The 10,016-nt window shown below is 36.1% G+C and carries 11 protein-coding genes and 3 pseudogenes; 8 read left to right on the plus strand and 6 right to left on the minus strand.

What is annotated here, in order from left to right; translation table 11 throughout:
* The 4 genes and pseudogenes from J7J00_RS29075 to J7J00_RS25900 form a co-directional block, all read left to right on the plus strand.
* Positions 1 to 130 (plus strand): annotated as a pseudogene (locus J7J00_RS29075) (IS3 family transposase); the annotation flags it as partial.
* Positions 131 to 241: 111 nt separating this feature from the next.
* Positions 242 to 418: a GntR family transcriptional regulator gene (locus J7J00_RS25890; RefSeq protein WP_286201586.1), complete on the plus strand. Its 177-nt coding sequence runs from the start codon at positions 242 to 244 to the stop codon at positions 416 to 418.
* Positions 370 to 546 (plus strand): annotated as a pseudogene (locus J7J00_RS25895) (iron chelate uptake ABC transporter family permease subunit); the annotation flags it as partial. The gene J7J00_RS25890 and the pseudogene J7J00_RS25895, both read left to right, overlap by 49 nt.
* A 607-nt stretch (positions 547 to 1,153) precedes the next feature.
* Complete coding sequence (locus J7J00_RS25900; RefSeq protein ID WP_214795819.1) at positions 1,154 to 2,011, plus strand: MBL fold metallo-hydrolase; 858 nt, start codon at positions 1,154 to 1,156, stop codon at positions 2,009 to 2,011.
* A gap of 611 nt (positions 2,012 to 2,622) precedes the next feature.
* Here the strand turns inward: J7J00_RS25900 and J7J00_RS25905 are convergent.
* The 5 genes and pseudogenes from J7J00_RS25905 to J7J00_RS25915 all read right to left on the minus strand — a co-directional run bounded on the left by J7J00_RS25905 (position 2,623) and on the right by J7J00_RS25915 (position 6,441).
* Positions 2,623 to 3,993, minus strand: coding sequence for an MFS transporter (locus J7J00_RS25905; RefSeq protein WP_214795821.1), 1,371 nt, complete (start codon positions 3,991 to 3,993; stop codon positions 2,623 to 2,625).
* A gap of 173 nt (positions 3,994 to 4,166) precedes the next feature.
* The gene (locus J7J00_RS28435) at positions 4,167 to 4,961 is read right to left on the minus strand and encodes a helix-turn-helix domain-containing protein (protein ID WP_286201582.1); all 795 of its coding nucleotides are present in this window, start codon (positions 4,959 to 4,961) and stop codon (positions 4,167 to 4,169) included.
* A complete protein-coding gene (locus tag J7J00_RS28440; protein WP_286201583.1) occupies positions 4,927 to 5,664 on the minus strand; it encodes a response regulator transcription factor in 738 nt (245 codons plus the stop codon). The genes J7J00_RS28435 and J7J00_RS28440 overlap by 35 nt, the downstream gene beginning before the upstream one ends.
* Before the next feature lie 109 nt (positions 5,665 to 5,773).
* Positions 5,774 to 5,955 (minus strand): annotated as a pseudogene (locus J7J00_RS28445) (IS6 family transposase); the annotation flags it as partial.
* A gap of 222 nt (positions 5,956 to 6,177) precedes the next feature.
* On the minus strand, positions 6,178 to 6,441 hold the full coding sequence (locus J7J00_RS25915; protein WP_286201584.1) for a hydrolase: 264 nt from the start codon (positions 6,439 to 6,441) through the stop codon (positions 6,178 to 6,180).
* A gap of 359 nt (positions 6,442 to 6,800) precedes the next feature.
* On the opposite strand from J7J00_RS25915, the gene J7J00_RS25920 reads away from it, so the two are divergent.
* Complete coding sequence (locus J7J00_RS25920; protein ID WP_214795823.1) at positions 6,801 to 7,187, plus strand: YkvA family protein; 387 nt, start codon at positions 6,801 to 6,803, stop codon at positions 7,185 to 7,187.
* A gap of 26 nt (positions 7,188 to 7,213) precedes the next feature.
* Here J7J00_RS25920 and J7J00_RS25925 read toward each other — a convergent pair whose 3' ends face one another.
* Positions 7,214 to 7,387: an aspartyl-phosphate phosphatase Spo0E family protein gene (locus J7J00_RS25925; RefSeq protein ID WP_286201585.1), complete on the minus strand. Its 174-nt coding sequence runs from the start codon at positions 7,385 to 7,387 to the stop codon at positions 7,214 to 7,216.
* A 1,218-nt stretch (positions 7,388 to 8,605) separates the two neighbouring features.
* Here J7J00_RS25925 and J7J00_RS25930 point away from each other — a divergent pair.
* The 3 genes from J7J00_RS25930 to J7J00_RS25940 all read left to right on the plus strand — a co-directional run bounded on the left by J7J00_RS25930 (position 8,606) and on the right by J7J00_RS25940 (position 9,887).
* On the plus strand, positions 8,606 to 8,698 hold the full coding sequence (locus J7J00_RS25930; protein WP_396020612.1) for an HAD hydrolase family protein: 93 nt from the start codon (positions 8,606 to 8,608) through the stop codon (positions 8,696 to 8,698).
* 135 nt (positions 8,699 to 8,833) lie between these two features.
* Entirely contained in the window at positions 8,834 to 9,106 is a 273-nt protein-coding gene (locus tag J7J00_RS25935; RefSeq protein ID WP_214795825.1) for a sigma factor, read from the plus strand.
* Positions 9,107 to 9,686: 580 nt separating this feature from the next.
* Positions 9,687 to 9,887, plus strand: a complete 201-nt coding sequence (locus J7J00_RS25940) for an alpha/beta-type small acid-soluble spore protein (protein ID WP_053536495.1) — start codon at positions 9,687 to 9,689, stop codon at positions 9,885 to 9,887.
* Positions 9,888 to 10,016 lie beyond the last annotated feature (129 nt).

The raw sequence follows: 10,016 nt of genomic DNA on the forward strand, positions 1-10,016 counted from the left end.
AGACTATCAAACAGCTAAATTAGCGATGTTCCAATTTATTGAAGGTTGGTATAACCGAAAAAGAATTCACAGCAGCTTGGGTTATCAAACCCCACAAGCCATTGAAGATCGAATTAGGAATACAGCTTAAGATTTAACTTTTTAGTGTCCAAAATATTGACTCAAATCCAATATATTAAGGATGATGTAGAATATGGAAAAAGAAATTGATGGAATTCCTTATTATCAAAAACTAAAAACAATGTTTATAGAGGAAATTAAAACTGGGAACCTTAAGTATGGTGACAAGATCCCTTCAGAGCGAGTGTTAGCTGAAAAGTTTAAAATAAGCAGAATGACAGCTCGACACGCGCTTTCTACCTTGGAAAGGCAGGCGCAGGTGTGGCTCTTGCAGGCAATCTGGCTTTTGTCGGACTAATGATCCCGCATATCGTCCGTGCGATGGTGGGAACTGATTACCGTTTCATTATTCCAATGTTATTTGTCATGGGCGCCACATTTATGCTTCTAGCTGACACGCTGGGCAGAACCATCAATGCCTTATATATTTAACCCTAGCGTTACGCAATAAAAAAATTTCTAAATTATTTAATATATCGTTCAACTTCTTTGAGAGGTTCTGGTGCAAAGGCGAAAATCAGGCAGATAATAAAAATAACCCTTTGACCAGCATAATATTCCAATACTACCTTTTTAAAGGTTAGTACTCGTGTTATCAAAAAAATTATCGGGGCTTAAAATGAATTAAAGTCGCTCCTGTTGTCTTTAAGGGAACGAAAAAGGGACGTACAAGCCTTATAGGGAGTCTTTCAACGGTAGGTGAATCGAAGGAAGGGGGTCATTCATCGTAAGATTGGAAACTTTGATAGGAGAAAACATCTCATGGCTCTATGATGCATACTCAATTCATATCAGTCGCGAAATGCTGGCGCTACTTCAATTAGCCGCAATGAAATTTGAAAATCGAATTAGGAATACAGCTTAAGATTTAACTTATTAGTGTCCAAAATATTGATTCAACTCCAGTACGTTTGTTATCATTTGCAGAAACCCACGACATATAAGCATAGTCATACTTTTAAAAAATACGACAAAGGGTTTTTTAAGATACTTATGGAATTACTGAAGGATAGTATTTTTAGGGGGAAGGCATATGCAAAAGTTAGAAAAAATAAGCAATCGATGTTGGTATCAAACACCTGTTTTAGAAACGGATAGACCTATTCTAGGAGTAGTGGTTGGAGATAACAGATCGTTAATGATTGATGCTGGAAATTCAGAAGCACATGCGAACTATTTTCTTAAGGAGCTTAAAGAACATGGTATTCCACTTCCAAGTATCGTTGTGCTTACGCATTGGCACTGGGATCATATTTTTGGTTTGTCTGCTTTAAATATGCTGTCCGTTGCTTCTATTCAAACGAAAGCTAAAATTGAGAAACTTGTTTCGTACGAATGGACAGATTCCGCTTTAGAAGAACGAGTGAAATCTGGATTGGAAATTGAATTTTGTGCCAATGCAATCAAAAAGGAATTTGGAAGCGAAAGAAATATTATCATTTCTTTACCAGATTTAGCCTTTGATCAGAGAATAGAGCTTGATATAGGAGGAGTATCTTGTCTATTGCAGCATGTAGGTGGCGATCATTCCCCTGACTCTATCGTTGTCTATATCAAAGAAGAAAAAATACTATTTCTCGGCGACTCTATTTATGCAGATATCTATTCAAACAAAAGGAATTATACGACTCAACGTACGATTCAACTATTAGACACAATCGATCAATTTGATGCTGAAATCTATGTCCTATCCCATTGGAAGCCAATATCGAAGGATGAATATCAGCAAGAAGCAATGCTATTAAGGACTGTAGCCACCTTGACAGATCAATATGAGGGACGCTTTGAAGATATAAAGAAATCTTATCAACTCCAGCTAAACAGGGAGCTAAATGAAGAAGAGCTTGAAACAATTGGATACTTTGTGAAAGGATTCGAACTAAATAAATAACTTAAGAGACAGTCCTCAAGGTTTATTAAAATTCCTATTTAGCTAACGGTGAGCATTTAATAAAATTGGAGACGTTGCCTTTCTTATTGAACAAACAGGTGCTTTAGTTGAAGATCGGAGCTTTCTTTAAGGCAGCTTTTTCTTTATGCAACTATCGGGGCAGGTTAGCTCAACAAGAGCGCCAAAGGCGTTAATCAAAAATACTATGCGAGTTTACATAGGAGATCGATTTTATTGAAAAAAGATCTTCCAATGGAAGATCTTTTAATATGTTTCCTCAACTAAGTTATTTTCGTTAAAAGTGTGTAATTTAATAAATATCAACAGTAGCCCCAATAAGAGAAGTTCTAATAATATCTATATTAATCCTTTCCTTTACACTCATAGACAGCTCCAAAGGGGCATGATGCCTTGCTACCGAAATCAGACCCCCAATACTAAAATCATCTTCAGTTATCATTACTTTTTCTTAAATTTTCATAATAAACTTATCTCCTATATTGTGCAGCTTGACAAAACATTAACTTTTATGATGTTTAAGCCATTGGATTAGTAAAATTTCGCAACGAGACCTCTCTTTCGAGAATTGGAAAGGTACTCCTTTTTTCATGTCAATTAATCTTCTTATGGTTCAAGGGGTTTAAATTTGAATTTGAATTACTGGCTCCATTAAAAGGATTACTTGCCTCGCTTAAAGAGAGTGACTTTGTCTCCGGTGCCCAGGCAATCGAAATGATAGTACCAATTAACAGAATAGCCGTCATTCCAATCATCGAGGCATCCAACCCTATAGTGTTCATACTAAGTGGCAAGAGGAATGTCCCTATAGCGGAACCAATTCGGCTGAACGCTGTCACAAAACCAACCCCTGATGCGCGTATTTCGGTTGGGAAAAGTTCGGCCGGATATGTTAGCGTAAGATTTGAATTTGCTGATAATATAAAAGTAAAAGCCAGAAAAATCGGAATTACTAAAAGTTTAGGTTCGTGAAAAATGCTCAGCATAAGCAAGCAGACGGTCAGGATTGCAAACGTACTAATCGTGAAACCTCTACGAGAAAATTTCTCCATAAGCCAAAGACCAGCAATCGAACCCAAGATTAGGAATATGTTTAACCACAGGTCTACAGTGAAGTTTTCTGCTAAACCCATACTATTTAAGATAGACGGTAGGAATGTGTAGATGGCAAAGTACGGAATGACAATACAGACATAAAATAGACTTCCAAAAGCAGTTCGCTTCCGAAATTTTTTGTTAAAAAGAGCACGAAAGCCATTTTTATTTTGAGTCTCAATAACAGTTTCGTCGATTTCCGCATTAGGCCCGATATACTTCTTTACGATATGGCGTGCTTCATCAATACGTCCCATGCTGATGAGCCATTGTGGTGATTCAGGCGTTCCGATTCGCAGTATTAGCACAATGAATGCAGGTATTGCAGCACTAGCAAGCATCCAACGCCATGATTCCGGACCAGATTGTCCTAAATAATATCCGACAATGGTTGCAGAGACGTAACCTACCGTCCAGAGCACATTTAAAGAAGCCAATAAGAACCCCCTATACTTTCTAGGCGCGAACTCGGCAAGTAAAGTCGATCCGACTGCATAATCGCCTCCGAGAGCAAAACCTATCAGTAACCGCAAAATTAACAACTCTGCGGGACCATCCACAAATAGTTGCAGCAACGATGCTATAGTGACCAATAAGAAGTTAAGCAGGTATATTTTCTGTCTGCCTATGCGGTCAGATAACCCTCCAAGTACTAGACTACCGAAAAAGAGCCCGATCAAAGCAGAACTTCCAATTAGTCCTACCCACATCGAATTGAGTTCCATTTGTGGGCTAAGGAGAGTAAGAGCCACTCCAATAATCCCAAGAGCATACCCATCAGAGAAATTTGAGCCAAAAGTAAGCGCTGTAATTTTCATATGGAACTTGTTAAGTGGAGCGTCATCCATCTTAAATTTTTGTTCGGTCATAAGCGTCTTTCCCCATTTCAATATTTAATTTTTGGGACACTTCCTACTTCTCTAGTTTAGAGAAAGAAAGCGATTGAAAACAGACGTCTATTTTTTGAATTTTTCTAAATTTTTTCGAAATTAAAACGCAATATAAAACGCTTACATTTGGAAACTATAATTATTTTAGATTTCTATACTTTTTTGCGATTTCTAAATGAACGAGGGGTTGTACCGGTTTTTTCCTTAAAAATTTTGCTAAAGTAATTTGCATTTATAAATCCTGTTTTATCTGCTACATCTTGAATCGAGAGTTTTGTATCTATCAATAGACGCTGCGCTTCGTTTATCCGTGTCTTTGTTAATAGCTGTCGGAACGAGCTTCCTTGTTTTTTTGTTAAGAGCGAGCTAAAATACGCTGGGCTTCTGTTTACTTGGTTAGCAACGTCCTCAAGCCTTAGCTCAGGATTAGTAAAATGCTCATCAATGTACCGGATGGCCTGCTCAATCACATTTGTACGAGCGTTTTCTTGATTGTTATTTGCCCGATCAAGAACTTCATATAAGAACAGCAATAACTCCTGGACGATCCGATATAGAATCGGATTGTATAGGATGGATTCAAATACTTGATGATAACGTCTCTCAAGCATCCCTTCGTCAAGGTAAAATGACTTCATGAAGCGGCGGACTTGGGCTAATAAGCTTGTTAACCGGGTTCGCAATAAACCTGGCTCGGGATAGGGATCTTCCTTATTCAAAAATTCTTTATACATCCAGTGCTTAATTTTGTCCCTGTCACCTTCATTCAGCATGTCAATCCATTCGCGCTGTTCAGACGGGGTTAAAAACGGATCGATCATAACCCAGTTCACCTTATCCTCAATGATCGAAAGCTGCCGATATCCTTTGAAAAAACGAATTTCTAGCGCTTGCTTCGCATGAAGATATTTTTCATTTAACGAAAAGCAACGGGTCATTAGTATCATATAAGACTAGTGACATGGGCTCCGAAAACTGCTCTTCCCATTCGGTTAGAATCCGATTGCCTATGTGCTTTAATTGTTTGAGTGGCTGTGGCTGCTGGTTATCGAATGAAAAAACAGAAACGATCATGTCGCTTAGCGGCAATACAACCGGTCGGTTCTTAAATGGATATTCTTGTAAAAAGGATAGTAGTATAGGTTGTTTCTTCGAATTTTCCAACTGCATCAGCATTAATCGGAAATTGGCGCCTAACGTTTCTTGATGCACGAATAGAGAACTGTAAGATACGGAAGGCACCTCAATTTGAGCCGATGGCTCTTGTTTCTCCTCAGTTTGGGAAACGGCCTTGCAGCACTGGGTTAATACTCGTTTGATATGGTCAGGCGACTGAGGTTTTACCCATAGATCATAGGCATGAAGCTCGATGCCTTGAAGCGCACGTTCAAATGTGGCCTCAGCCGTCATGACGATAACCTTTTGTATGTACCGTTTGGTCAGCTCCTTAAAGCTGTCCCACGTATCCTTTGGAATCATATCGAGTTCAATGCAAACAACATCTGGTACTTCGGCCTCTATTAGATGAAATACCTCAGATACTGAGCCTGCTAATAGAATGTGATCAAATGGAATCGAAAACGAAGAAGCTAGCCAGCCAATCCCTGTTCGTTCATTTTGATCGCGATCAGCAATTAACAATTTAACCATACAGGTACTCCCTTAATGATAGATTTTTTCTTATTAATTATCGCCAAGCCAAGCTTATTTTCATCACTACAGTGTCTATCAGATTAATGGCTCTGGTGCAAAAAACTGATTATGATGAAATTCCAAACAACTTATGTATGTATTTTACATCTTTTTTGACAGATTTCACATGTCGGTGAAGTTGTCCTTTTTTCATCGTATGTACCGTTTTAATACCACTCAATATAGAAGTGGGTGTTCCATACGACTTGAATTCCAGCATTAACGCACACGCTTCTTAATGAAACGATACCAGCTAATAGGATGTCAATATCTTTCTCTAAAATTTTCAGATCATGTCCCACGAGCAGGTACGTTCTACCCCGGCTAACGTTATCATATATCGATATAAAAATTGTTCAACCAGAAATAACTGGCTGACCTTATAATACGAACGGGTGCGTTAGCTAAAGATCAGGGGTGTCTTTAATAAAAGAAGATCCTTCAAAAAATGAAGGATCCCCCTAAATGTTATTACTCGATTCGAAGGGCTTGGATGTCTCGGCAGTCAACAAAAATGACAGTACCAGGTTCGTTCTCTTCGTCTCTGAATCGGGCACAACAAGTATTGTTGTCAAAGGCACGGAAGATAACATCTTCAAGAACTGTGCCTCCAGATAAAAAAACGTCTACTTCTGTACCAGGACGCAAACGGCGTAAAGTATTACATACACATCCATTGCATCTGTTTCTACTAGATGAACTGGATTGACGACTCGATGAATTTCGACTTGACATCATTACATCCCCCTTTCATTAGCTTGTCTTACTTTAATAACATATGAACGGGAAAGCAAAAAGGGGTGGACAAAGTGATTGATTGTTTGGCATAATTTTGAGTTAATTAGACTTTTTTTTGCTTCTTGGACTATGAGGGACAGATATGATACGCTACCATGAAAATTAAACAATGAGGAAAAAGACCATATTAAATAATAAGCAAGCTTCAATTTTTTACATTAGCTTAAGATTTGAACTGTCTTTAAGGCAGTTTTTTCTTTATGCGACTATCGGGGCAGGTTAGTGAAATAACAATCTTTAGTAAATTTTAGTTTGTTATAATGAAAATAAAATCTTAACGATTATTAGGAGATAAAATGTTCAAAAAAATTAAAACTTGGGCGAGGAATTTAAAACGACAGATTTTTATCCTTTACTTTGCTTGTAAAGATGCAAGAGTGCCTTGGTATGCAAAAGTATATACGGCTTGTGTTGTAGCTTATGCATTCAGTCCGATTGACCTAATACCTGATTTTATACCCATTCTTGGCTACTTGGACGATGTAATTCTCGTTCCAATAGGGATAATGATTGCATTAAAGCTGATACCAAATAATGTATTAACCGACTGTGAAGTTAAGACAGAGGAAATGATGAAAAACGGTAAGCCGAAGAATTGGATAGTGGGTTCTATAATAGTATTGATTTGGGGCTTAATTATAATATGGGCTATTATATATATTTATCGCATAATCAACTACTAACGGGTGCGTTAGCATATTAAAAAGGCTCAATTTGAATTAATTTTTTGATATTTGTACAACCACTCATCTAACACTTGACTAATTTTTATCGTGTCTGGATGGGAAAGTCCTTTAAATAATCCAATTACAATCAATTGCGCTCGCAAGCAATCAATCTTACTTTTCATTATTATTTGGGATAGTGATTCTTCTGAGCTCATTACTTTTCTCCTGTTAATTGGTTTAGAATTTAGTTTAATTACAACGAATCATATTATTCTGATTGAAAACAAGCTAAAAATATGATCTAAAGATAGGGGGTAAAATACGCTTTTTCATATTATCTTTGGATTTATCCTCCCTTTAGTATTGTAGGGTTATATTTATTTAGAAACCAGCAGAAATTGTTCATCACCTGATTACTTTTCCATTGCATTTTAAAAATAGTTATCACGTTTGAATCTTTATCCCCATAAAGAGAAAAAAGCATATCCACTTTGGGCATGCTTTTCTTTACCAGTTATGCGTTTTATCTAATAATTGATCAATGTCAAATATATCGAGATGGAATGGAATCGACTCTTCGGCAATTTCTTCAGTAGCTAAAAGCAATTGGTCAATATCTATTATAGCCAAAACAATTCGCCTTCCTTTTAATCACTCTTACCTTCATATTACATATAATATACATTACGTTTAATAGATAAACCTTTTGAGGGTATCATTTATCATTACTTATTATTCATTTGACATTTATTTAAGCATTTAATGCAAAAATGAAAGAAATCATGTCACAGTCCGAAGAAATAGTGAGAAAAATATTTAGTGTCTTTTTTTTGTTTTATGTTTAAATAGGGTTTACTCAATGGAGATTGTCTTAAACTACCATGAAAATAAGTTTCTTTAAAAGTGGAAAAAATGACAATACTTAAGACCCTGCTCAATCGTTTTAAAAAAAGAGGAGAGCGTTAATTAATTAGTCTAAGGATAGGGTTGACTGGATTAAGGTCAGTATCAGTATTGACACTTCCTAACCATTTTCATTCTTTGTGGTGAATCGCCGATTTTTGCGATTCATGGATGGCTAGCGGGTGCGTTAGCTTAAAATCGGAGCTGTCTTTAAGGCAGCTTTTTTGTATGAAAACATATTAGTAAAAAAGCCATGCTAACTTTACTTTCCCCTCTTTACGGTCAGCTGTTGAGGCTTTTTTCTAGTTGATAATGAAAATAAGAGCAGGTGAATTGGACAAATTAAGACCTGATTTACAAAATCTTAACATTGGATTAGTGTGGGGTTTATATTGAAAAATTATGATTGAACCGTAATAAACAGTAATAAACATTAACAATTCCACAGTAAGATTGGCTTTTTATTGAGAGCAGGTATCAAAGCTAGAAAGAGAATTTAATAGATTGAATGAGAAAAGGAGCTATATAGCATGAGTTTCATCGCGATAGATTTAGACGGAACATTATTAAACGACCAGAATGAAATTAGTGAAGAAAATATAAAGGCGATTCAATATGCTTAGTTCATTAAGCGTAGTGTCGTACCGTGACATAAATTCTTTTTGTATTACCCGACCAAAATTTTCATAAACAGGTTTCGTTCTTAAATAAATAAGGTACTTATACCTGTATCTGTTATAGGGAATGAGGAAAAATAAATGGAGAATAAACAGGAAATTGTTAATCATATATTAAACAAAGATAAGGTTTATTTTTCTAATATCTATTCAAATCATAAAGGTATGCTTAAGGATATTGCTTTTAAACTCACTGGCTCTGAAAAAAATTCTGAGAATTTAATATTTAGTACATTTAAAGAATTGTGGGATTCACCGCACTCTTTTCAAGATTCCAGTGATAATTTGGTTTCCACCTATCTCATGAAAAGGTTAATTTACAATTACTTAAGTTCTCAACGTACCATTAGGTGATTTCCGTAATTGTTTATACCTGGTTGTTTGGACTACAGTAACAATAAATGAATCTCATTTGTATTGTTAACATATATTTTTGGAGCGTTTGGTTCAAATAAACTTTTAATTGTCCATTTTCATTGTGTAACTATTTTGTCCGGAATAGTTACTTTTTTTGTGTCATGGTTTATTCGTACTGTGTGATAAAAGTTTGTTTTTTGGGGGATAGCCTTCAATCGTAAAAGCAATATTATTAACAAGATGAAATTACAAAAAAACTTAAGAGCTTTCCTGTATTGTTGATAATATTCTTCATTTATATATTTGTATTTCTCCTTTGCTTTGCAATAATTTCCTTTATTGAGTTTATGGATTGAGCATCGCAGATTGTGTCTGATGCGTAACATAAACCTTTTAAGGGCAATATAATATTAGGAGCAAGGAACTTAGTCACCAATTGCACTTCCACCAGCGATCCTTGCTCTTTGCTTCATTTCAACTACAAAAGTTTTTATACCTCTGAGACGTTTTTTTCTTTTTACATAAATTACAGATCTAAACAAATCCTAATATCAATAAATATTAGGAGGTGAAAACGATGGCACGTAACAACAGTAATCAATTAATAGTTAACGGTGCTGAGCAAGCTTTACAACAAATGAAGAATGAAATCGCTAGTGAATTTGGAGTAAACTTAGGCGCTGACACAACCTCAAGAGCCAATGGATCTGTAGGTGGAGAAATCACTAAACGACTAGTCCAAATGGCTGAACAACAATTAGGTGGAAGACAGTTCTAATTAATTTTACTTAGAAATGAGGGAGTGGTTGCTAAACTACTTCCTTTTTTCCAGCCTTTTTGCACTTCCTTTCTACTGCACAGTTTGTGTCAACTCTACAATAAGTCATTATAGAACTCCCTCAGTTTA

Source organism: Bacillus sp. ISL-4, from assembly GCF_018613275.1.
Taxonomy (GTDB): Bacteria; Bacillota; Bacilli; order Bacillales; family DSM-1321; genus Peribacillus; species Peribacillus simplex_E.

Bases quoted from the DNA above. Each gene is read 5' to 3' on its own strand.
- J7J00_RS25890 (WP_286201586.1), top strand. From the start codon at position 242: ATGTTTATAGAGGAAATTAAAACTGGGAACCTTAAGTATGGTGACAAG.
- J7J00_RS25900 (WP_214795819.1), top strand. From the start codon at position 1,154: ATGCAAAAGTTAGAAAAAATAAGCAATCGATGTTGGTATCAAACACCT.
- J7J00_RS25905 (WP_214795821.1), bottom strand. From the start codon at position 3,993: ATGACCGAACAAAAATTTAAGATGGATGACGCTCCACTTAACAAGTTC.
- J7J00_RS28435 (WP_286201582.1), bottom strand. From the start codon at position 4,961: ATGATACTAATGACCCGTTGCTTTTCGTTAAATGAAAAATATCTTCAT.
- J7J00_RS28440 (WP_286201583.1), bottom strand. From the start codon at position 5,664: ATGGTTAAATTGTTAATTGCTGATCGCGATCAAAATGAACGAACAGGG.
- J7J00_RS25915 (WP_286201584.1), bottom strand. From the start codon at position 6,441: ATGTCAAGTCGAAATTCATCGAGTCGTCAATCCAGTTCATCTAGTAGA.
- J7J00_RS25920 (WP_214795823.1), top strand. From the start codon at position 6,801: ATGTTCAAAAAAATTAAAACTTGGGCGAGGAATTTAAAACGACAGATT.
- J7J00_RS25925 (WP_286201585.1), bottom strand. From the start codon at position 7,387: ATGAGCTCAGAAGAATCACTATCCCAAATAATAATGAAAAGTAAGATT.
- J7J00_RS25930 (WP_396020612.1), top strand. From the start codon at position 8,606: ATGAGTTTCATCGCGATAGATTTAGACGGAACATTATTAAACGACCAG.
- J7J00_RS25935 (WP_214795825.1), top strand. From the start codon at position 8,834: ATGGAGAATAAACAGGAAATTGTTAATCATATATTAAACAAAGATAAG.
- J7J00_RS25940 (WP_053536495.1), top strand. From the start codon at position 9,687: ATGGCACGTAACAACAGTAATCAATTAATAGTTAACGGTGCTGAGCAA.